At 37.3% G+C, this 22,027-nt stretch carries 19 protein-coding genes; 11 read left to right on the top strand and 8 right to left on the bottom strand.

Features of this window, described 5'->3' with window-relative positions; all coding sequences use genetic code 11:
• The first annotated feature begins 555 nt into the window (after nt 1-555).
• Nucleotides 556-1,137 (top strand): helix-turn-helix transcriptional regulator, encoded by a 582-nt coding sequence (locus tag L659_RS0121460; RefSeq protein WP_024591864.1) that lies wholly within the window; start codon nt 556-558, stop codon nt 1,135-1,137.
• A gap of 457 nt (nt 1,138-1,594) precedes the next feature.
• On the top strand, nt 1,595-1,789 hold the full coding sequence (locus L659_RS0121455) for a (2Fe-2S)-binding protein (protein ID WP_002960627.1): 195 nt from the start codon (nt 1,595-1,597) through the stop codon (nt 1,787-1,789).
• A gap of 66 nt (nt 1,790-1,855) precedes the next feature.
• On the opposite strand, the gene bfr (L659_RS0121450) is transcribed toward L659_RS0121455, so the two are convergent.
• The 5 genes from bfr (L659_RS0121450) to L659_RS0121430 all read right to left on the bottom strand — a co-directional run bounded on the left by bfr (L659_RS0121450) (nt 1,856) and on the right by L659_RS0121430 (nt 7,320).
• Nucleotides 1,856-2,320: a bacterioferritin gene (gene bfr, locus L659_RS0121450; RefSeq protein ID WP_010554007.1), complete on the bottom strand. Its 465-nt coding sequence runs from the start codon at nt 2,318-2,320 to the stop codon at nt 1,856-1,858.
• A 12-nt stretch (nt 2,321-2,332) separates the two neighbouring features.
• Nucleotides 2,333-2,803 carry a bacterioferritin gene (gene bfr, locus L659_RS0121445; RefSeq protein WP_002958985.1) on the bottom strand — a complete coding sequence of 157 codons (471 nt, stop codon included), beginning with the start codon at nt 2,801-2,803 and terminating at the stop codon, nt 2,333-2,335.
• Between the two features lie 257 nt (nt 2,804-3,060).
• Nucleotides 3,061-5,196 carry a TonB-dependent receptor gene (locus tag L659_RS0121440; protein WP_024591863.1) on the bottom strand — a complete coding sequence of 712 codons (2,136 nt, stop codon included), beginning with the start codon at nt 5,194-5,196 and terminating at the stop codon, nt 3,061-3,063.
• Between the two features lie 72 nt (nt 5,197-5,268).
• Nucleotides 5,269-6,339: a PepSY-associated TM helix domain-containing protein gene (locus tag L659_RS0121435; protein ID WP_024591862.1), complete on the bottom strand. Its 1,071-nt coding sequence runs from the start codon at nt 6,337-6,339 to the stop codon at nt 5,269-5,271.
• Between the two features lie 114 nt (nt 6,340-6,453).
• A complete protein-coding gene (locus L659_RS0121430; protein ID WP_024591861.1) occupies nt 6,454-7,320 on the bottom strand; it encodes a cation diffusion facilitator family transporter in 867 nt (288 codons plus the stop codon).
• A 251-nt stretch (nt 7,321-7,571) separates the two neighbouring features.
• Between L659_RS0121430 and L659_RS0121425 the strand changes: the two genes are divergently transcribed.
• The 8 genes from L659_RS0121425 to L659_RS0121390 all read left to right on the top strand — a co-directional run bounded on the left by L659_RS0121425 (nt 7,572) and on the right by L659_RS0121390 (nt 17,473).
• Complete coding sequence (locus tag L659_RS0121425) at nt 7,572-12,323, top strand: PAS domain-containing protein (protein WP_024591860.1); 4,752 nt, start codon at nt 7,572-7,574, stop codon at nt 12,321-12,323.
• A gap of 12 nt (nt 12,324-12,335) precedes the next feature.
• Nucleotides 12,336-12,818, top strand: coding sequence for a GNAT family N-acetyltransferase (locus L659_RS0121420; protein WP_024591859.1), 483 nt, complete (start codon nt 12,336-12,338; stop codon nt 12,816-12,818).
• 79 nt (nt 12,819-12,897) lie between these two features.
• Nucleotides 12,898-13,404: a hypothetical protein gene (locus L659_RS0121415; RefSeq protein WP_007582333.1), complete on the top strand. Its 507-nt coding sequence runs from the start codon at nt 12,898-12,900 to the stop codon at nt 13,402-13,404.
• Between the two features lie 16 nt (nt 13,405-13,420).
• Nucleotides 13,421-14,032 carry a superoxide dismutase gene (locus L659_RS0121410; protein WP_024591858.1) on the top strand — a complete coding sequence of 204 codons (612 nt, stop codon included), beginning with the start codon at nt 13,421-13,423 and terminating at the stop codon, nt 14,030-14,032.
• Between the two features lie 75 nt (nt 14,033-14,107).
• Nucleotides 14,108-15,460 carry a DNA-3-methyladenine glycosylase 2 family protein gene (locus L659_RS0121405; protein ID WP_024591857.1) on the top strand — a complete coding sequence of 451 codons (1,353 nt, stop codon included), beginning with the start codon at nt 14,108-14,110 and terminating at the stop codon, nt 15,458-15,460.
• On the top strand, nt 15,460-15,930 hold the full coding sequence (locus L659_RS0121400; protein WP_024591856.1) for a methylated-DNA--[protein]-cysteine S-methyltransferase: 471 nt from the start codon (nt 15,460-15,462) through the stop codon (nt 15,928-15,930). The genes L659_RS0121405 and L659_RS0121400 overlap by 1 nt, the downstream gene beginning before the upstream one ends.
• 75 nt (nt 15,931-16,005) lie before the next feature.
• Nucleotides 16,006-16,797 (top strand): amino acid ABC transporter substrate-binding protein, encoded by a 792-nt coding sequence (locus L659_RS0121395; RefSeq protein WP_024591855.1) that lies wholly within the window; start codon nt 16,006-16,008, stop codon nt 16,795-16,797.
• Between the two features lie 82 nt (nt 16,798-16,879).
• Entirely contained in the window at nt 16,880-17,473 is a 594-nt protein-coding gene (locus tag L659_RS0121390) for a thymidine kinase (RefSeq protein ID WP_024591854.1), read from the top strand.
• Here L659_RS0121390 and ltaE read toward each other — a convergent pair.
• Both ltaE and rlmF read right to left on the bottom strand, forming a co-directional pair.
• Nucleotides 17,447-18,451: a low-specificity L-threonine aldolase gene (gene ltaE, locus L659_RS0121385; RefSeq protein WP_024591853.1), complete on the bottom strand. Its 1,005-nt coding sequence runs from the start codon at nt 18,449-18,451 to the stop codon at nt 17,447-17,449. The genes L659_RS0121390 and ltaE overlap by 27 nt on opposite strands.
• Nucleotides 18,452-18,491: 40 nt before the next feature.
• Nucleotides 18,492-19,424 (bottom strand): 23S rRNA (adenine(1618)-N(6))-methyltransferase RlmF, encoded by a 933-nt coding sequence (rlmF, locus tag L659_RS0121380; RefSeq protein WP_024591852.1) that lies wholly within the window; start codon nt 19,422-19,424, stop codon nt 18,492-18,494.
• 128 nt (nt 19,425-19,552) lie between these two features.
• Here rlmF and L659_RS0121375 point away from each other — a divergent pair, with 128 nt between their 5' ends.
• Complete coding sequence (locus L659_RS0121375; protein ID WP_024591851.1) at nt 19,553-20,506, top strand: alpha/beta fold hydrolase; 954 nt, start codon at nt 19,553-19,555, stop codon at nt 20,504-20,506.
• Here L659_RS0121375 and L659_RS0121370 read toward each other — a convergent pair.
• A complete protein-coding gene (locus L659_RS0121370) occupies nt 20,454-21,887 on the bottom strand; it encodes a tetratricopeptide repeat-containing sulfotransferase family protein (protein ID WP_024591850.1) in 1,434 nt (477 codons plus the stop codon). The genes L659_RS0121375 and L659_RS0121370 overlap by 53 nt on opposite strands.
• Between the last annotated feature and the right edge of the window lie 140 nt (nt 21,888-22,027).

Genomic DNA, 22,027 nt, shown 5'->3' with positions numbered 1-22,027 from the left:
CCCGCCATGAGGATAGTGTCTACCTAGGTCTCGCCGATAACGCTTGCTACAACATTACAAACTTACCATGCACATGAGGTGCAATTATGTTGATAAGTTTACTCATTACTGAGCGGGCTACTCCCCTAAGAGGCGGGCATTATTCCACAAAACTTTTGCGTGGTAAATATTAAGAATCGAATATAGTTAATTTATTCGGGAGTAATAAAGTTAGCTTTTGGCAATTAGTTGATAGTCAGGAAAGAGCGATAAGCCGTCACTCAGGTGAGTTGTCATTAACTTAGTAAGAATAAAAGGAAACTATCTCCTTTTTCATATGTGTAAATAAACTACAGTAAGCATAATATTTATAGCTGGTAATAATTTACACTATTTGATAATAATAGAAGCTCATGAAATAAGGACGTTTTCGCTCTAAGATAGGGAAAGTGTCCTTTGATAAAGCTGTTAGCAGTATGGCATTGACCTGTCGTTAAGGTGACGCAAATGTGTCGTATACAAAAAAGGAGTTTTTGAACAGGATATAGCTTCAATATATTCATGTGAGAAATACAAATGGAAATGAAACTAAACGCTAAAAAAATTATAGAAGAACGTAAAGTCAGAGCTTGGAGTCAGCAACATTTAGCTGATGTTAGTGCTGTAAGTTTAAGAACCATTCAAAGAGTAGAAAATAATGGTTCAGGTTCATTGGAAACTGTTAAAGCATTAGCTTCCTGTTTTGAGCTAGATGTTACTAAGTTATTCCAGCCTGAAATCCCATTAAAGAAAAATCACTCTAAATCCAAAATAGCAGTGTTATCTTCAATGATTGCAGCCATTTTCAGTAGTGTTTTATTTCTAGTGCCATCTACAATGGCATCAGATATTAAGATAAACTCAGATAAAGTTACAACATCTAAAAATAATGATTATCGAGTTTACAGTAACAATGTAGAGATTTTCTTGCCAAAAACTCTTACTTATGAAGTGTTAGTTGATTCAAAGTGGGAAACAGCTACACCGGAAATAGCCAGTGGTAGTGTAAAGATCTATTTGGGTAACTCAGTTGTTTTTATTGAAAAAGCAATAATAACAAGAACTGAAAAAGGAACGAAAATCACTACTAATTATGCAAAATTTACTAACACTGACTAATATACTGCTAATAAGTGTCTAAGGTTGCGACCATCCATCTCCAGCCACTCGACAACATAAAATGTTGATAATAATTGGCAAGGTATCTTACTGTGTCGGATGGCGCTTCGCTTATCCGACCTACACTGGCACAAACCGGAAATCACCTACCCATAAATTCCGTATTTATACATTAAGGTTTTTAAAGCCTTAATGTAATTAATTTTCAACCATTCAAATATTTGCCTAAACCTAACCTTACTTAGATTTAAGGTGAACTTTAATTAATAAATCTCAATCTGAGTGCCACACCTTGCTTAAAATTCAAACTATTCTCAAGCTGCCGCGAATTCTCAATTTAAGTGGCACTGGCCAAAAAAAATTTTAAATAATACATATTAGCTAAATAACAATTGATAACCATTTTCGTTTAGATTAGTATGTACGCACTAAATGAAATTGAGAGTGGTTTGTATTCATGTATATTTGTCTATGTCACGGTGTGACTGATAAAAAAATTGAGCAAACAATTGACGATGGTGCAACGACCATGCGTGAATTAACTAAAGAGCTTAAAGTAGGCAGCCAATGCGGTAAGTGTTGTGGTTGTACTAAAAAGATCCTTAATCGCAGACTTATTCAGATTGCTGATGTAACGGATCAAGTTGCTTAATTACATATAAAAACTTAGATATAAAAAAAGCAGCTTTTTAGCTGCTTTTTTTATGCTTGTTACTATTTACAGTTGAGACTGCAAGTAGTTTTTAATACCCGTATTTTTAATAAGTAATTGTTGGGTTTCTAACCAATCAATTTGCTCTTCTTGTTCATTTAAAATGTGATCAAGAGCTTCACGGGTAATATAATCTTTTTTGTTTTCAGCCAGTTTAACTGCGCTACGTAACTCATCAATAGTATCGAGTTCAAAACCCATATTAGCTGCAATCATTTCTTCGCTGTTTTCACCAATACGTAATCGGCCTAAGTCTTGAAGATTTGGTAAGCCTTCTAAAAACAAAATACGTTCGATTAAACGATCGGCGTTTTTCATTTTTTGAATTGATACTTTGTAATCTGCTTTGTCTAGTTGAGTGAAACCAAAATCTTTAAACATGCGTGCATGTAAAAAGTATTGGTTAATACCAACAAGCTCATTAGCGAGTACTTTATTAAGCGCTGCAATAACGTCTTTATCGCCTTTCATAATATGCTCCTACTAAGCCATTTGTGCTTGATGATAATTTTCAGAACCAATCTTATCAATTAAGCCAAGTTGTTGCTCTAACCAGTAAACATGGTCTTCTTCGGTATCAAATAACAGTTTTTCTAAAATGCTACGAGATTGATAATCTTGTTGTTCTTCACATATTGCGATGACGTCTTTAACACACGCAACTACTTCAAGCTCTAGTGTTAAATCGTTTTGCATCATGCTTTTTACATCGTTACCGATAAGTAAATCACGGCGCTTAGTCATATTTGGTACACCTTCTAAAAACAAGATGCGCTTAATAAGCCAGTCTGCGTGATCTTTTTCTTCTTCCATTTCGTGGTTAAGGCGCTCGTATAGTTTGTTTAAACCCCAGTCGTCATACATGCGCGAGTGTATAAAATACTGATCGATTGCTGCTAATTCGTTAGCTAACAATGTATTAAACGCATCGATTACTTTTTGATTACCTTTCATGATAAATCGCCTTAACTATTTCAATTGTATGCAGTGTAGTACAAATAACCTATATTGCAAGTTTTCTCTATAAAAATCATTGCGTTACTATTGGTTTTGATTCTTATTTAAGTTTGCGTTACTGCTTGGTTTATGGACAGTTTTTTATTTGCATTAGCATCTAATACACGCCCTAGATAAAAAGTGAGATGTTTATTTATGTGGGATTTGTTGAGCATATAGGCATGCAGGGCATGCCTATTACGTGCGTTTATTTGTTAAAATTGATATTTAGCACCCAGCGTTGCGGTTGTGCCTAATCCTTTAATGTTATATCCACCGTAGGTGTATGCCTGTGCGCGGGCAGGGTAGTAATCACTATTGAATAGGTTTTCTATTCCAAAATACCCACTCCATTGAGCGTTAACATTGTATTGGCCACTTAAGTTAAATGTGTTGTAGCTACTAACAGGGCCCTGATCGCCAGAGTATTGGCCTTGCGCATTTTTATCAAAACGCTTTCTGTCGCCTACATATAAAAAGCTCATTGCAAGAGATAGTTCGTCATTTGTTTGCCACGTTACATTCGCTGTTGCTTTAGGTGGGCTAATTTGACTTGCGCCTAGATAGTCATCAGCTTCGGTGTTTTTACCTTCTACGTAACTGTATGTGGCGCTTAACTTAAGGTCTTGGGTAATAGTGTAATTAACTAACCCTTCGTAACCCCATATTTCTTGTGGCGCACGCACAGGTTCGTAAACTCCTGTTACTTCATTATACTCATTACTTGTACCAAGCTCTGAGGTACTTCTGTAAAGAGCAAATTCAAAACGTACGTTTTCAAACTGTGAGGTAAAACCAACTTCGTAATTGTCGATTATTGAGGCTTGTGTTTGAATAAGTGCAATGTCGTCAACGGTTGCAGCGCGAAGTAAGCGACCTATATCAGAAATATCAGAGCCCTGTGAGTAACTAAAAAACGGGCTAAAGACATCGGTTAAGTTATATTTAATACCGGCATTATAGGTTGTTGCATCGTAATTAATGGTGTCGCCACGCACATTTAATGGTACTGAACATTGCGATGCGGTTTTGCAAAGTTTTAGCGTTTGGTAGTCACTTACGCTCAAATCAATGCTTTCGTTTCTTACACCCGCTTTTACAATAATGTCGTCGTTTATTACCCATTTTGTTTGTAAAAAGCCTGCCACACTTTCCATGTCCATTTCTGGCACCCACACACGGCCATCTACTAAAGGTTGCGATGTTTTATCGTTTAAGGCATCAATACCGTAGATTAGGGTGGCTGTTACGTTTTCAAAATCAAACTGACTATTAAATGTAGCTCTGGCACCTTGCTTGTCTGATTTAATAACCGATTGACCACCGCTATAACCTTCATCAAGATTGGCTAAAGCGGTTGAGAAAAAGAATACGTTTTCTATATTTTGTTTATACAGATCGAGGGTCATTTGTGTGTTTTCAAACAACGCGTAATCAACATATTTTAGGGTTATATTTTCGTTGCCTTCTGGGCCTTGCGGTTTACCTTGTTTTTGAAGCTCTAAGGGGACGTGTATAGCGTATGTTTTTTCCCCTATATTGCCATCGCCAGTAACATCGCCTAAATCAGTTTTTTGCTGTGAGCTGTAAAAGTTATAGCTAAACTGCAGTTGCTTTTCGTCGTCAAAATCATAAGTTAGTTTGGTAAAATAGTTTTGAGTTTCAGAGTCTGATAAACCATATTGCAAGCCTAAAATATCGCCCTCTGCATCGCGTTGTACGCCGTTTTCTTCATAGCTTGCCGTTAACAGGTAGCTTAGTTTATCGAGCTTTCCGTTTACTGCAGCCGCTATTCTACCGCCGCCACTTTCTGCTAATTTAACAGCGCTAAAGCGGCTTGAAATACTTATTTCACCTTCAGGTTTACCATCACTGCGAGCCTGTTTTGTTATGTAGTTAATAATGCCACCTGAGGCACCATTACCATAAATAGACGTTGCGCCTTTTATGACTTCAATGCGCGCTATTGCGCTGGCGTCTAACGTTTTTACGCCTAAAGAACCATTACGAAGAGGGGTTGATTGCGGTACACCATCAATCATTATTAATGGCGCACGACCGCGTAGTGTTTGTCCTGAATTACTTGAACTGCCTGTATCTGGGGCAAGCCCTGGAACCATTTGCGCGAGTAAGCTCCCCAATTCTGAGCTTACTTTTAAATGCTGTTGTATTTGTTGCTGATTTATAACGGTAATCGAGGCAGGTACTTCGTCAATGTTCTCTGATATGCGGCTGCCAGATACAATGACATGCTCTAACTGATCAGAAGTGTATTCATTTTTATTATTTTCATTTGCTAACGTGTTAGTACTTATTGCAACAGCAATAAGGCAAAGCGAAGTTTTTAACATGGGGTGTCTTAGTTGATAACAATTTACGTAATGGTAATTATTATCAACTAATGACGCAAGTGTTAATGAGATTTATTTCCATTTATGGCGTTTTAACCAAAAATATACACCGCTTACAATAAAAAATGCGAGTGAAAGGGCTATTAATAACCATAAAAACTGCACAATAGGACCTGCAAAATCACCAATGTGAAACTTATACTTAAAGTTCCATGCTTGTGTTGTGAAGTTGGTTTTACTGGCGTCAAATGAGTTTAATACTTTACCAGTAAATGGGTTAGTCCAAACCCAGCTGTAAGCGTGGCTTTCGCCAGGGTTTTGCATTCTCAGTGCAATTACTTCGTCATCATTTTTAGGTAAGTAAATTCTATATACTTTACCATCCGGAAATACGTTCTCTGCATTTTTAATTGCTTCATTGTAGTTTAACGCAGCTTGAGAAGCGGCTATTATTTTTGGCGCTTCAGGTCTTTGTTCTACTTTATTAAACGTTACAAATTCTAATACAGATTGAGTTTGTGTTTTCCAGTTAAATGCCATACCAGTAAAGGCAATAAGCATAAGGGGTATAAAAAAGTAAACACCAAGCACTGTATGTAATTGATACATGAGCACTCTAAATTTGGCTTTTGGTTTTATAGCTAAACGTTTAACTCTGTTTTTGGGCTTTACCCATAAATAAAAGCCGAGTAATACATTTATTAAAAGTGGCAATGCACACACCGACATCCAATTTCGAAAGGTTTTTTCACCCTTACTGTTTTCAAACAACAGCCAGCGATGCAATCCCATCGCAAACCCATAAATAGTATCTGTTGATTCATAGACGTTTAGTACACTCCCAGAGTAGGGATTAACACTGGCGTAATATTTATTGGCTAACCTAAATTGCCATGCGGCGTTTGGCGCTTGTTCGGGCATAAAAAAAGTGATTTTTTGCTTAGTTTGAGCTCGTACATTTTGTATAAGTTCATCGTAAGGCATTAAATTTTCTTGTGGTGTTACTTGCCATTTTGCAGGCTCTATTAAGTGCTGTATATCTTTTGCATAAATCATAACAGCACCGGTTAAGCTCACTATTAATAAAAATAGTCCGCTAATAAGGGCAAGGCCTAAATGAATTCTACGTAACCAAAGTTTCAAAAACGGTATCTCATTATGAGTTAATGGCAATATTGTAAATGATAATACGAGCTGTTTTCAATTAAATAGTTATGTATTTGGTTTAGCTTGTTATTAAGAACATTAAATTGGGCTTTAATTTGCGATTGGTCGGATTTCTATTATGCAATTTTCGATATTAAAATTGTCGTGTAAAAAGCTTTTTATTGTTGGCAAATTAATTAAGTGCTGAGTGCTAATAACAAGCTCACAATAATTTTCTTTATCATCTAGTTGCCAAAGCTTAATGCTAACTACCGATTCGATATTAAATTCATTGCTAATAGCATGTGATATTGCGTGTGTATCAATGTTGCTAGGCGCTGCTTGCATTAAAATTTTGCAGCTTTGCTTTAATAGTAAAATGCCATGATAAATTACATACACAGAAATAAGCACAGTGGCAATTAAATCAACAATATACCATTGGTATAAAATAATTAAGGTGCCTGCAATAATAACAACAATAGATGCCATTGCATCTGATACGTTATGAATAAAGGCCGCTTTTATATTTATACTGTGATTTGCTCCAGCTCGGTAGGTTAAATACGCTGTTGCTAAATCAATTACCAACGCTATTGCTGCCACCCACACAACTATCCAGCCATTAATTGGTTGAGGGTTTAAATAGCTCGAAATGGCTTCAAAAATTAAATACACGCCAATTAATATTAATGTACTGCTATTAAAAAGTGTGGCAAGTATTTCAGCGCGTTTATAGCCAAAATGATGAGTGCCGTCAGCAGGCTTATTACCAACTTTACGTGCAACCAAGGCTATAAATATAGCGGCAGCATCACTTAAATTATGAAGGGCATCGGCTATAAGTGACAAGCTGCCCGAAAATATCCCGCCAATAACTTGGGCTACGGTTAGCAATACATTAATAACCACAGCGACGGTGAGCTGTTTATTGCTTTGGTTTTCGTCTACATGACTATGTGAGTGATCGTGCGCCATAATGCCCTCAAACGCATTGATTAAATACTGCTTATATCACGAGGAGTTTAAAACAGCTACAGAAGTTGTAGCGTAAGCAAGTGTAATTATAAGTTAGTAATAAAGGCGTATTTTTTAAAAAATGTGAATTTAAGATTGTAACGCTAAATACCCAGTTTTTAAGGAGTTTACCGCTCAAAACTTGCGTCTTTATATATTTAGTGCATTAATGTAAGTAATATTAAATGATTATAAGTTGCTGGATATTAAGCATGGACAAAGGTTTAAACTTTGGTGAATTAACAGGTAAAGGACAGTCTGTTCGAAGTAAGTTAATTATAACCTTTATAATTATAGCCTTAGGGCCACTTTGTATACTTACGTGGTTTAGTCTTGAACATGTAAATAGCACGCTTAAACAAAATGCAGACACTGAACTTAACGAGCTTAATAATATAGGTAAGCAATTTGCTGATATTTGGTTTACAGACCATGTTAAAGATTTATATTTGCTTAGATCACAATTTGATATCAGCCCCAATAAAAAGCAAAAATTAATTAATCAATTTATTGAGCAGTATGATTTTGTTAATCATGTAGAGCTTATTGATGTAAACCTCGTTAATTCACTACCTTCATCACCTTTTTTAAATGTTATTAAAGAGCCGCGCTTTAATAACATACGTTCTGGGATTATAAATACAGGTAAAATCCAATTCCAGTCAATGACTGCCTCAGGGCGTGAATATCATATTATTGGCTTACCGATATTAAATGATGAAAATAAGCTACAAGCAATATTGCTTGCAGCTATAAATTTAAATGGCTTATTAAATAATCTAAGTAAAATACACGCTGCTAATAAAGACATAACATTTTATGTTATGCACAATAATAAAATTCAAAAAAGTAATATTTCAGACGATACCCAACCATCATTTTTCTCTCCAAATGGCTCACCAACACAACGTGTTTTTTCTTATATTGATAAAAATGAAGTCACTTTATATGGGTATATTAATTCATTAGAGTTTTTAAATGAGTCTGGCTGGCAGCTACTTGTATCAAAACCAAAAGAAGTTGCACTACAAGGTGCTAATTATTATAAGCAGCTCGCTGTATTAACTAATTCAGGTGCCTTACTGCTGATATTAACGTTGTCGTGGTGGTTTGGTCGCCGGCTGTCTCAGCCTTTAATTAACTTAGCTAAAATTGTCGAAAATATTACAAAAGGCGATTTAGTTAAAGTTCCAATAATAAACGATAGCATTGAATTTAATCAGCTTTCATTGGGCTTACGTAAGTTAGTAGCCGTAAAAGAAGAACAACAAAGTATATTACAAAAACAACGTTCGGCACTTCAAATTGCATTAAAACAATTAGCAGAACAAAAAAGTGCATTAGATGAACATGCCATTGTTGCGGTAACTGACTTACATGGCACTATTACTTTTGTAAATAAGAAGTTTTGTGAGATCAGTGGTTTCGACGAACATGAATTAATAGGCGAAAATCATCGCTTATTAAATTCAGGTAAACACGAAAAAAAATTCTTTAAAAATATGTACAAAACGCTTAAACGCGGTGATGTATGGAACGGGCAAATCTGTAATAAAGCTAAAAATGGTGGTTTTTATTGGGTAGATACCACCATTGCACCATTTTTAGATGAAAACGGTATACCACAAAACTATATTGCTATTCGTACCGACATTACAGCGCTTAAGTTACAAGAGCTAGAGCTTGAACAGCACAAAACACAGCTACAACTAGTGATTGACTCAACAGCAGTGGGTATTTGGGATTGGTACATTGATACTAAAAATGTGACATTTAATAACCGCTGGGCCGAGATTATAGGTTACAAGCTCAGTGATATTGAACCTTGTACTATAGATACTTGGTATACCTACGCTCACCCTGATGATTTAGCTATGTCGGAGAAAAAACTTCAAGCGTATTTTTCCGGCGAGACTGACTATTATGTTAGTGAAGCCCGCATGAAACATAAAAATGGGCATTGGATCTGGGTTCTCGATACTGCAAAAATAGTTGAGTGGAATACCGATGGTTCTCCAAAACGCATGATCGGTACGCATTTAGATATATCAGATCGAAAATCTACAGAGCTTGAGCTACAAGGAAGCCGAGACAGATTTGCATCTTTGGTATCAAATATCCCTGGCATTATTTATAGGTGTAAGTTTGATGACAAATTAAGCATGCTTTACATGAGCGAGCAAGCGAGTGAAATAACCGGTTATTCACCCGATGAGTTGATACACAATGAAGACCTTTGCTTCTTTGATTTAATATGTGAAGACGATTCTCAAAAAATAAAAGATGAAATTGTCCGTTGTGTTAGCGCTAAGCAGTCATGGTCTGTTGAGTATAGAATTAAAGCCCGCGATGGCTCTTTGCATTGGGTAAACGAAAAAGGCCAAGCGATTTACGCAGATGATGGCAATATATTGTATTTAGATGGATTTATTTTAGATATTACAGAACGTTACAATACACAATTAAAAATAAGCCGTCAGCAAAGCCTGCTTGAATCAATGAGTAAGCAAGGCCAGATTGGTGCATGGGAGATGGACCTAGATGCGCATACTCTTTATTGGTCTGATGAAGTTAAGGTTATCCACGAAGTACCAGAGGGATTTGAGCCGAGGATAGATACTGCTATTGATTTTTATAAACCAGGAATACACCGAGACACTATAAGTACCTTATTTGAATGCGCTGTGACTTTAGGTGAAAGCTGGAGTGTAGAGCTTATTATTTTGACCTATTCGGGGCAAGAGCGTTGGGTTAAATCAATGGGCCAAGCAGAGCTTAAAGATGGTAAATGCGTACGTGTTTTTGGCTCATTTCAAAGTATTGATGCACATAAGCGCCTTGAACTCGAAAGCGAAAAAGCAAACCGCTATAACAAAAATTTAGCCGCGCTTACAGTCGCACCTGAAGTGCAAAATAGTGATGTAGAGCAAGTTAAAAAGCTAGCCGTTAAATCTATGTGCGAAGTGCTAAATGTTGCACGTGCGTCGGTATGGATTTTTAACGATCAACGAGATGTAATGACATGTCATAGTTTATACATAGATGGACAAGGGTTTGTAGATACAGATGCTGTTTTAACTGCTAAAGACTACCCTGCATATTATAGCGCCATTTATAAGCAAAACTTAGTAGCCATTGATGATGTTTATACGCACCCAGCAACTGTTGATTTTATAGAAGCGTATACAAAGCCATTAAATATTAAATCGATGCTTGATGCAGTAATAGCAACTGGTGATGGTAATTTAGGTATTTTGTGCGCTGAAACGGTAGGCGAACATCACAATTGGACGCAAAGTGAAGAAACGTATCTTCGATCATTGGCTACTTTAGTGGGAAGTACTTTAATTTCTCAGCAACGAAAAGTAATCAGTGAGGAGTTAAAAGTAGCCCTTGTAAAAGCAGAAGATGCAGCCATTGCGAAGAGCCAATTTTTAGCAACCATGAGCCATGAAATAAGAACGCCAATGAATGGTGTACTCGGTATGCTAGAACTTGTTCAATTAGAGTCACTCCCTAAACCAATAGAAACAAAAGTAGGTATAGCGCACTCTTTATTGGGTGTAATTAACGATATTTTAGATTTCTCTAAAGCCGAAGCGGGTAAAATTGAACTTGAAGAGATTAACTTTAATGGACGTGATTTAATTGGCGAAGTTGCTGCCGCACAAGCATTGACTGCTCAAGAAAAAGGTATAGAAATAATTTTAGATTTGGTAGCGCTAGAGCCTTCGCAGTTATGCGGAGATCCTGGGCGGATTCGACAAGTACTTACTAATTTGCTGAGTAACGCCGTTAAGTTTACGAGTAAGGGCGAGGTTGTGGTAAGCGCCAAAATTAATAAAGTGGCTCAAGGTTTAGAATTTGTTGCAAGTATAAAAGATTCAGGCATAGGAATAAGTGAAGAAAAGCAACAGCAGTTATTTACCCCTTTTTCTCAGGTAGATGCATCAACAACGCGTGAATACGGGGGCAGTGGCTTAGGGCTGGCTATTTGTAAGCAGCTTTGTGAGTTAATGGGAGGAGCAATTTCTCTTACAAGTGAAGCAGGTAAAGGGAGTACCTTTACCGCCACTATAATGCTAACTCCGGGAGATCAAAAAGAGCGTTATATTCCTAATATTAATATGGAAGAGCTAACAGTTTTAGTTGTTGACGATAATGAGACAAATCGAATTGTAATTTCACAACAGCTTGAACATTGGGGCGCTAAGGTTGCACTCGCATGTGATGCACGCGAAGCACTTGATATGTGCGCGCAGCAATATAAAGATAAAAATTGCATGTATGATATTGCAGTGCTTGATATGCAAATGCCAGGAATGGATGGCATAGAGCTGTGTAAAGCACTAAAAGCACATGAACATTATAAATCAATGCCACTTGTAATGATGACTAGTATTGCAGGTATGGAAGGCGCGCAGCGTTATTCTGATGCTGGCTTTCAGGCATATTTTCCTAAACCAGTAACCACTGCCGATTTAATTTCTGCACTGTCGGTTATAACGAGTAATGATGCAGGCGAGGCGCTCCCACTTGTTACGTCAGGCTATATTTCGTCACTTAAAAAAGAAAAAATGCAGGAGTCTTCCCAAATACTACTGGTGGAAGATAATCCAATTAACCAACAGGTGGCTAAATTAATGCTCAAAAAGCTTAATTGTGACGTTACTATTGCTGGGAATGGCCAATTAGCGATTGATATATTAGAAGCGCATGATTCAGGATATTTTAAGCTTGTACTTATGGATTGCCAAATGCCTGTTATGGATGGTTTTGCTGCAACCGCTGCTATTCGTAAAGGCGTGGCGGGCATACAGCATAAAAACATTAAAATAATCGCTATCACCGCAAATGCAATGAACTCAGATAAAGAGCGTTGTATAACAGCTGGAATGGATGACTACTTGAGTAAACCTATTCAATTAGATATTTTAAAAGATAAATTAGAGCAGTATATTTAAGGTAAAAATACAATGAGCCAACCCGTTATAATACGTGATGCAAAACCAAGTGACGCAAAAACAATTTTGCACTTTATTACCGAACTTGCCATATATGAAAAAGAACCTGATGCAGTAAAAACAGACGAGCAGGCAATTTTAGATACTCTGTTTAGTGAAGGTGCAACTGCGCACAGCATAATTTGTTTAGAAGGTGATGAGGCAATTGGTTTTGCGGTATATTTTTATAATTACTCTACCTGGTTAGGTAAAAATGGCCTATACCTTGAAGATTTATACGTAAGCCCAGATAGCCGTGGCAATGGCGCAGGTAAAGCCATTATGAAACACTTAGCTAATAAGGCGATCAGTAATAACTGTGGGCGTTTTGAATGGGTAGTGCTTGACTGGAATAAACCCGCTATCGATTTTTACAATAACATTGGTGCAAAGCCGCAAAACGAATGGATTATATATCGCTTAACAGGGCAGGAATTATTAGACTTCGCTAAATAGTTAATGAAAATCATTTGCATTTAGTTTTGTGGGTGTGTAAGTTAAATACACACTCATAAATAAACGTGCAGATGATTATATGATCTCAAGTCAAAAACAACCCCACTCAGATTTACTTTATCTTGATCAAGCATTAAGCCCTTGGCAGTCGAATATAATGCAAGGTAATTATGCATTTGAACAAGGTGCACTTCTCGAAGCCCGCGATAAATACTTATTAGCTAAAACACTTGCAGATCATCTTCTTCAGCAATTTTTATATGCTCAGATTAATAACACTGTCATTCATGCTATTGAGCACTGTATACCCGCACTTGTTGTTGCGTCACATAATTTAGCTGATACTTATATAGCTATGCAACAGCCTGAAAATGCATGCAAATGGCTATGCGAAGTACACTTAACACTCTCTTCATTAATTAAGCATACTCATTACGATATACAAAAAGTGAGTAAGCATCATTACATTAAAACTTCCTCTGAACTTGTATCATTTGCAAGACGTTATCATTTTTTACCTGAGCTAATAGAGCAAGTGAATTTTTGCTTATGCTCTAAAGACTCAACAAACAGCCTGCTACATTAAAATAAAGGAGTAATTTATGGCGTTTACATTGCCAGCACTTGATTATGAATATAATGCGCTTGAGCCTCATTTAGACAGCAAAACTATGCATATTCACCACACATTGCATCATCAAACGTATATCAATAAAGCCAATGCTGCTTTAGCAGATACTGTATATGCAACCGCAAATGCTGAAAAATTACTTAAGGGAATAAACAGCCTGCCTAGTAATTTGCAAAAAGCAGTACAAGAGCATGTAGGAGGGCATTTTAATCACAGCTTATTTTGGCAAGTAATGAGCCCACAAGGAGGAGGTGAACCTGAAGGTATTGTGGCTCAGGTTATAAATGAGCAACTAGGCAGTTTTGATAAATTTAAAGACCAATTTACAGCCGCGGCAATTAGCCAATTTGGTAGTGGTTGGGCGTGGTTATGTGTAACGCCGGATGAAAAGTTGATTGTAGAAAATAGTGCTAATCAAGATTGCCCTTTAATGCAGGGAAATATCCCTATTTTGGGACTTGATGTATGGGAGCATGCCTACTATTTGAAGTATCAAAACAAACGCCCTGAATATATTGCTGCATTTTACAATGTAATTAATTGGCAAGAAGTACAAAGGCGTTATTTATTGGCTATTGGTTGAGTGCCGAATATGGCTAGTAATACAGTTTTTTTTGTATAAGCTAGGCTCTATAAGGTTTAATTTATAGAGCCGTTTATGGACACTTCACATTGGCAAAAAGCACGTCAGAGTCGCGATCCTCGTTTTGACGGGCTTTTTTATGTTGCGGTAAAAAGTACCGGTATTTATTGCAGACCTATTTGCCCTGCACCAACGGCTCACGAAAAAAACGTTGCTTATTATCAGTTTGCCCATAACGCGGCGCAAGATGGTTTTAGACCCTGTATACGATGCAGACCCGATAGTGCCCCTGGCAGCGCAGCATGGCAGGGTACAAAAACGACTGCACTTAGAGCAAAACAGTTAATAGATCAAAATGACGAGCACGACTGCGAAAAATTAGCAGCTCGTTTAGGTGTAAGTAGTCGTTATTTAAGACAGTTGTTTAAGCAGTATTTTGGCGTGTCGATTACGCAATATCGATTATTTAACCAATGTCACTTTGCTAAGAAGCTGATTCAAGAAACACATTTACCCCTTACCGAAATAGCGTTTTCCGCAGGCTTTAAAAGCATTAGGCGCTTTAATGATGCATTTTTACAGCAGTTAAATATAGCTCCCTCGAAGCTGCGCAGTGGCGATAAAAAACCAACGTCAACACTCACTTTAACCCTGCCATTTAGGCCGCCTTATAATTGGCCTGCTTTGCAGGGTTTTTTACAAAGGCGCTTGATAAAACCAATGGAGTGGATAACACAAACGAGCTACGGACGTACTTTTGCAAGTGAGGAATATAAAGGAAGCTTTACCGCTGAATTTATAGCGAGTAAAAACCACTTTAGTGTATCTATCAATATAGACAATACGGTGTACTTACAACCTGTTATAAATAATATACGCCGTGTGCTTGATTTAGATGCCGATATTAATTTAATTGAAACGCATTTAAGCGCCAATATAAACAATGCGTTTACAGTGTGTGAAGGGCTCAGGCTTCCAGGGATTTGGTCAAGTTTTGAAGCCGGTATAAGGGCGGTACTCGGACAACAAGTGAGTGTTACTGCGGCGCATAATTTAGTAACAAAGTTAGTTGACGAATTAGGCGAAAAAGAGGGCGATGCCGTTTATTTTCCTACAGCTAAAATTGTTGCTAATAGTGATTTTGCATTTTTTAAAATGCCACAAGCACGCAAAAATGCGCTACACAACTTAGCCCAGTTTTGTGCACTAAATCCTGAAAATGACGATTTAGACGAATGGCTTAATTTAAAGGGAATTGGTCCTTGGACGGTAAATTATGCAAAGTTGCGAGGGCAAAGCCAGCCCGATATATTACTTGATGGCGACTTAGGTGTTAAAAAAGCTCAAGCGGCGGCAAACCCTTTCGTACCTGCTAACAGCGCTCCTTTTCGCTCTTACTTAACTTTTCAACTTTGGCAGCAATTATAATGATCATTCAAACATCAATTTCGAGCCCTATAGACGACATAATTATTCAAGCGACAGATAAAGGAGTGAGTTACGTTGGGTTTTATCCTCCAGTTGAGCACCCTCATACGCCATTTGAGCAAGTCGCTAACAAGGCGGTGCTTATTTGTGCTGCGCAGTTAAATGAGTACTTTGCAAAAAAACGCACTACTTTTGATGTACCACTTGATACAAACGGTACAGCATTTCAACAAAGCGTATGGCAAGCACTATTAACGGTACCTTTTGGAAAGTCGCAAACATACGGCTATATTGCAAACCAACTCAATAATCCAAAAGCAGTGAGGGCAGTAGGCGCTGCGAATGGTAAAAATCCGATTAGTATTATAGTGCCTTGCCACCGAATTATTGGCGCAAATGCAAAGTTAACGGGCTATGCTGGTGGGCTTGATAGGAAGCTTTGGTTGCTGAAACACGAAGGATTAATGTAAATTAATGTAACGAATATTTTGTATGTTTAGTTCTACATACTACACTGTAGATTTAGTTTATAAATAAAAATCACTATGAAAATTAGAACGTTGCTTTATATTTTTGTTTTGAAGTGTATTGTTTTTTGCGATGGCGTTACGGCCAAAGAATTACTTTTTTGTTATGAAGATAAAAACGCAGCACCACTATTTTTAGGTGTTGATAAGGCTATACCTATTGATCAACCTGATGCCTCAGTTGAGGTTTTAAGTTTATTAGATAAAGCGATTGATGGTGTTGAGATTAAGTTTGTTAGAAAACCATGGCGTAGATGCTTAAGCGATTTAGAATTTAATCGAGTTAATGCTGTTATTGCCAGTTACCGCAAAGGACGAGAAAACGTTGCTGTTTACCCTGTTGATCAGCAAGGTAAGTTACAAGATGACTATGCAGTAAGTGAATTTAGTAGCTGCCTTATAGGGCGTTATAAATTTCATAAAGAATGGGAGACTCGCGAAGTATTTCAAAATAAAGCATTTACGATAGCTATTCCTAATGGCTATGGACTAAATAGCGCGTTAAAAGAAGAGCCATTTTTTATTCATAATACGTTTTCTAAAAGCAAAGCTTTTGAGTTGCTAGATAAGGGCGTGGTGCAGGCGAGCGTTGATCTATGCCAAGTTGATGGCTTAAAAGTGTCGAGTTATCCGTATGAGGGTAATAATGTCAAACCTATTTATCCCCCTTACGAAACCAGCCATGGTTACCTTGTTTTTTCAAAAAAATTCTACGAAGAAAATAACACTCTAAGTTGGGAAATATGGCATTGGCTATCAAAATTTGAAAGTGCACCTGTGTATATTAAATACTTACAAACACCTAAATAACCTCATTAAATTCGCGTTTGTAAATTGGTATTAATTTAATATTAAGGTAGCATAAGCGCACTTTTTATAAAATGGCACCACAATGGCTCAATTATACTTTTACTACTCTGCAATGAATGCAGGTAAATCAACCACGTTATTACAATCTGCATTTAATTATAAAGAACGTGGCATGGAACCTGTGATCCTTACTGCTGCCATTGATGATAGACAAGGCGTGGGTAAAGTATCGTCTCGTATTGGCTTGCAAGCAGATGCGCATGTATTTGATGCTAGGAAAGATGTTTTTGATCTTATTCAATCACTCAATAATGAAAAAAAACGCCATTGTGTGTTAGTTGACGAGTGCCAATTTTTATCAAAAGAACAAGTAATGCAATTAACCGATGTGGTTGATGAATTAGGTATACCGGTATTGTGTTATGGCTTGCGCAACGACTTTAGAGGCGAGCTATTTATAGGGTCGCAATATTTGCTTGCGTGGGCTGATAAGTTAGTTGAGCTTAAAACTGTATGCCACTGTGGACGTAAAGCAAACCATGTACTGCGTACCGATGAAAATGGTGAAGCAATAGCCGATGGTAACCAAGTAGAAATTGGCGGCAATGACCGATATGTTTCGGTATGCCGCAAACATTATAAAGCCGCGTTAAATATGGGCCGACAAAGCATTTAAAAATGTATCAATATCTTCGCGCGTAATATCTAAATGCGTTACTAGCCTAAGCTGCTTGCTTGGGCTAAATAGTATACCTTGTTGTTTAAGTGCCTCAGCAATCTCTTCAATGTTTATACTGCTAGTGTATGTTGCGTAAACCATATTAGTGGTGTTACTCAGATCTACATTAAAACCACTGATTTCACTTAATTGTTTAGCCAAATAACGTGCATTTGCATGATCGTCTTTTAAGCGCTCTACATTGTGCTCAAGTGCAAACTGCCCGGCGGCTGCAAGCATTCCGGCTTGGCGCATACCGCCACCAAGTACTTTTCTCCATCGTCTTGCTTTATTAATAAGTGCTGGTGAGCCTAATAATAAAGAGCCTACGGGCGCCCCCAATCCTTTAGATAAACAAATAGAAACTGAATCAAAGTGTTTTGTAATTTCAGTGATATCAATATTTAGCTCAACAGCGGCATTAAAAGCACGTGCGCCGTCTAAGTGCAGTGCTAAATTATGTGTATTAACAAAGTCACGAGCTTGGGCTAAGTACTCAAGCGGGAGTACTTTTCCGCCTATGGTATTTTCTAAGCTAAGTAATCGCGTTTTTGCAAAATGACAATCGTCTGGTTTTATAGCGGTCGTTATTTTACTAAAAGGTATACTGCCATCAGCATCGTTTTCAATAGGCTGTGGTTGCACAGACCCTAAAACAGCTGCTCCGCCGCCCTCAAACTTATAGTTGTGAGCATTTTGGCCACAAATGTATTCGTCACCTCGCTCACAATGCGCCATTATTGCAAGTAAGTTGGCTTGTGTACCTGAGCTGCAATAAAGTGCGGCTTCAAAATTAAAACGCTTACACGCATAGGCTTCTAGTTGGTTAACGCTTTCATCATCACCATATACATCGTCACCAACCGGTGCGTTGTACATAATATCGCGCATTGTTTTTGTTGGTTTTGTAACTGTATCAGATCGAAAATCTATCATGATTGCCTTATCCTTTTTATTGTTTTTAATAAAATTGGTACTAAGCCAGCTCGCTACAAATTTGTTCACGGGTTTCTTTATCAAAGTAGCTCCATGCAATAAAGCGGCTAATTTTTTGACCTTGTGCCATATCAACTATTTTATATTGTGCTATTGGGTGGGCTTTTAATACCTCTTCAAGGGCTGCAATATTATCTTTTTTAGAGACTAACGACGTAAACCACAGTACTTGCTCTGCAAAGTCTTCGCTTTCTTTAATCATATTAGAGATAAACTGTACTTCACCGCCTTCACACCATAATTCATTATTATGGCCACCAAAGTTAAGTGTGCTACTGGGTGTTTTTCCTAAGTTTCTCCATTTACGTTCACTGCCTTTACTTGCCTCTTCTTCGTTTGCATGAAACGGAGGGTTACAGAGCGTTAAATGATATAGATCTTTTTGATTTACAACGCCTTTAAAAATATGTGATGCGTTTTTTTGTTGTTTTAGGGTTATTTTTAAACCATTAAACTGAGCAATTTGTTTTGCTATTTTTACTGAGGCTGCATCAATATCAGTCCCTGTAAAATGCCATTTATATTCACTTGTACCAGTAAGCGGATAAACTAAGTTAGCGCCAGTGCCAATATCAAGCACTTTAATTTGCTTACCTAAAGGTATTTGTTGTTGGTTATCGTCACTTAATAAGTCGGCTAAGTAATGAATGTAGTCAACACGCCCAGGTATAGGTGGGCATAAATTATGCTCAGGAATATCCCAAAAATCAATATTGTAGTGAGCTTTTAAAAGCCCTTGATTAAGTGTTTTAACGGCTTTGTTATCACTAAAATCAATACTTTTAGTACCTGCAGGTGTGGTTATAACAAAAGGCAGTAGAGCAGGGTGCTCTGTTGTTAATAAATCGAAGTCGTACCCATTTTTATGTAGGTTACGAGGGTGTAATTTTGAACGTGCTTTATTTTCTTTCATGGCTTCATTTTAACAACAGATATGATGTGGTGATTGTAACAAATGCTGATGAGTAAAGTGCAGACATTTCCTTTGGTATATTTAATATTGCTGGTAGGATGAGTTGAAAATAATAAAAAGGAATAACTGTGGCGATTTCTCAGCAATCAATAATTATCAATTTAGACGCTCACCAAACACTTCATTTACGTCGAATCAGCGATGATAATCAGCAAGGGCCTGTCGTATTTTTTATGCATGGAGCTGTAGAAAACGGTAAAATTTTTTACACCCATTCTAATAAAGGGCTTGCCCCTTTTTTGGCTGAGCATGGGTACCGATGCTATGTGGCTGATTTACGTGGCCGAGGTGATAGTAAGCCGATTATTTCAAGTGACGCTAAGTACGGGCAAACCGAGGCCATTTTAGAAGATATTCCAGCCTTTATTAAGCAAATAGAGTTGATTGAAGGCAAGAAGCCTGACTACTGGGTCGCTCACTCTTGGGGCGGGGTATTGATGAACAGCGCGTTTGCACGTTTTCCAGAATATATTAATGATGTAAAAGCGTGTGTGTATTTTGGCTCTAAGCGTTCTTTATTTAATAATCATCCTCAAAAATTATTACAAGCCAATTTAATTTGGTATTTTATGGCACCTTTACTTGCTAAAAAACACGGCTATTTAAATGCTAAAGGTTATAAGTGGGGAAGCGATAACGAAACTCAAAAGTCGCATTATCAAAGTATGCAATGGGCTAAAAAGAAGCCATGGATAGATTCTGATGATAATTTTGATTATGCAAAAGCGCTAAACAACCTGCATTTACCGCCAACGCTTCATATTGCTGCGGTAAAAGATAAAGCATTAGCGCAACCAATCGATATTCAAAAGTTTATGGACGAATCAGGGCCTGGCATTCAACAAATGCGAATTTACGGTCGTAAACACGGGCATAATTTTGATTACGATCATATTAATATGCTTACCAACCCAAGTGCGCGTGATGATCAATTTAAAGATTTACTTAATTGGTTTAAAGCACGTCCGATTAATTCTCATCAAGTAACTTTAAAAGAGGTGTTTTGTAACGCTCCCACTTAGCGATTGCGGCGTTATTAATAGGTTGGCGAATAGCATGTTTACTCAACGTGGTTACCGGTGTTTTTTGTTTATAAAACGCTAAGCAGCGCTCTTCAAAATGACAGTTTAAAAAGCCAAGTAACTGCGTTAGCTGCTCTTTTGGGTTGCTCACTAAATCTTCGTAACTGACATCATAAATTGGCATACCTTTAAAGGAGTGCCAATGGCTCATCAGTTTTTCATACACACTATGGTAAAGCTTAAACTCAGGTAGTGAGCAAAAATAAGGCTCGTTTTCGGCAAAGTAATTAGTGAAAATAGAAAACGCAGTAGCATTAAAATTACGACTTAAATTTATAAATTTGGCATTTGGAAATAGGATATATATTAGTCCGAGCGACTGATAATTACTCGGCAGTTTATTTATTATAAAAGGTCTGATGGGCGATGCTGTTTTTAATGTTGTGATATAAAGCTCGCGGGCTTTTTTGATTAAGTCAGGTGTTAAATGCGCTAAACATTGCGGGTAAGCAACTCCCGTTTTTTGTTCGATAAAAGCAACCGCGTTATTACTAATACTCGTACTTTCTCCTAGGCTCGAAAACTGACTATGGCTTGCCAATATTTGCTCCAGGAGGGTAGAGCCACTACGAGGCATACCAATAATAAATACAGGTGTAATATTACGGGTAAATTTTTTATCGGCGGAGGCAATAAATTCCTCGGTGTTGTATTTTATTATTTCATCGTAAAAAGGGATTAAATCTTTAGTGTTAAATTCACTTAATTTTCTTTGTAATTTATTCGCCAATATAAAATAATTAAATGCTTGCTCGGTATCTTCAAGTGCATCGTAACTGTTTGCTAATGCGTAGTAACACACCATTTTTAAGCGTAAATTGCTCGTTTGAGTTAATAAGTGATGCAAATTACTTACATAATTATGCTCTTTATCAAAGCGGCCTAACTGCACAAGTTCAAATAAAATATAAGCTGTTACAGGGTATACCCCAATACTGAGTGCATGAGCAAAGGTTGTATGGGCTTTATCTAACTCGCCATGTGTTAAATAGTGCTGTGCTAAGTAGTAATGAGGCTCTGGGTTATGACTTGCTAATTTCTTAGCGTATTCGAGCACCGTTAACGCATCGTTTGGCGAATTAACACCGTTAAATGCATCAGCAAGGGCGTGTAATGGTTCAAGCATATGAGGCAAGCGCTCACAGGCTTTTTGGAGTAGGTATACGCCAGCGTCATAACGTTCTAGTCGTAAGGCAATTCTGCCTAAGCCAAATAAAGCTTCACCATTTTCAGGGTTACTATTTAATAGCGTTTTAAAATGAAACTCAGCTTCTTTGAGTTTATTTTGTTGCAGTAGTTGGTTGGCTTTATTAAGTAACATAGTTATACCAATTTTATTAAAAAAATAATCATTCTATCGCATTAAATAGCGAACTCACTGCGTTAAAAATTATTCATATAGAGCAACTACATATCATAGTTTTCGCCTTGTTATTACGCTATTTTCTGAGCGCTATAATA

The sequence above is a fragment of the Pseudoalteromonas sp. S8-8 genome (assembly GCF_000497875.1).
Lineage (GTDB): Bacteria > Pseudomonadota > Gammaproteobacteria > Enterobacterales > Alteromonadaceae > Pseudoalteromonas > Pseudoalteromonas arctica.
This window is presented reverse-complemented; position numbering and strand designations above follow the sequence as displayed.

Coding starts and splice junctions, on each gene's coding strand:
- L659_RS0121460 (WP_024591864.1), top strand. CDS start 556: ATGGAAATGAAACTAAACGCTAAAAAAATTATAGAAGAACGTAAAGTC.
- L659_RS0121455 (WP_002960627.1), top strand. CDS start 1,595: ATGTATATTTGTCTATGTCACGGTGTGACTGATAAAAAAATTGAGCAA.
- bfr (WP_010554007.1), bottom strand. CDS start 2,320: ATGAAAGGCGATAAAGACGTTATTGCAGCGCTTAATAAAGTACTCGCT.
- bfr (WP_002958985.1), bottom strand. CDS start 2,803: ATGAAAGGTAATCAAAAAGTAATCGATGCGTTTAATACATTGTTAGCT.
- L659_RS0121440 (WP_024591863.1), bottom strand. CDS start 5,196: ATGTTAAAAACTTCGCTTTGCCTTATTGCTGTTGCAATAAGTACTAAC.
- L659_RS0121430 (WP_024591861.1), bottom strand. CDS start 7,320: ATGGCGCACGATCACTCACATAGTCATGTAGACGAAAACCAAAGCAAT.
- L659_RS0121425 (WP_024591860.1), top strand. CDS start 7,572: ATGGACAAAGGTTTAAACTTTGGTGAATTAACAGGTAAAGGACAGTCT.
- L659_RS0121420 (WP_024591859.1), top strand. CDS start 12,336: ATGAGCCAACCCGTTATAATACGTGATGCAAAACCAAGTGACGCAAAA.
- L659_RS0121415 (WP_007582333.1), top strand. CDS start 12,898: ATGATCTCAAGTCAAAAACAACCCCACTCAGATTTACTTTATCTTGAT.
- L659_RS0121410 (WP_024591858.1), top strand. CDS start 13,421: ATGGCGTTTACATTGCCAGCACTTGATTATGAATATAATGCGCTTGAG.
- L659_RS0121405 (WP_024591857.1), top strand. CDS start 14,108: ATGGACACTTCACATTGGCAAAAAGCACGTCAGAGTCGCGATCCTCGT.
- L659_RS0121400 (WP_024591856.1), top strand. CDS start 15,460: ATGATCATTCAAACATCAATTTCGAGCCCTATAGACGACATAATTATT.
- L659_RS0121395 (WP_024591855.1), top strand. CDS start 16,006: ATGAAAATTAGAACGTTGCTTTATATTTTTGTTTTGAAGTGTATTGTT.
- L659_RS0121390 (WP_024591854.1), top strand. CDS start 16,880: ATGGCTCAATTATACTTTTACTACTCTGCAATGAATGCAGGTAAATCA.
- ltaE (WP_024591853.1), bottom strand. CDS start 18,451: ATGATAGATTTTCGATCTGATACAGTTACAAAACCAACAAAAACAATG.
- rlmF (WP_024591852.1), bottom strand. CDS start 19,424: ATGAAAGAAAATAAAGCACGTTCAAAATTACACCCTCGTAACCTACAT.
- L659_RS0121370 (WP_024591850.1), bottom strand. CDS start 21,887: ATGTTACTTAATAAAGCCAACCAACTACTGCAACAAAATAAACTCAAA.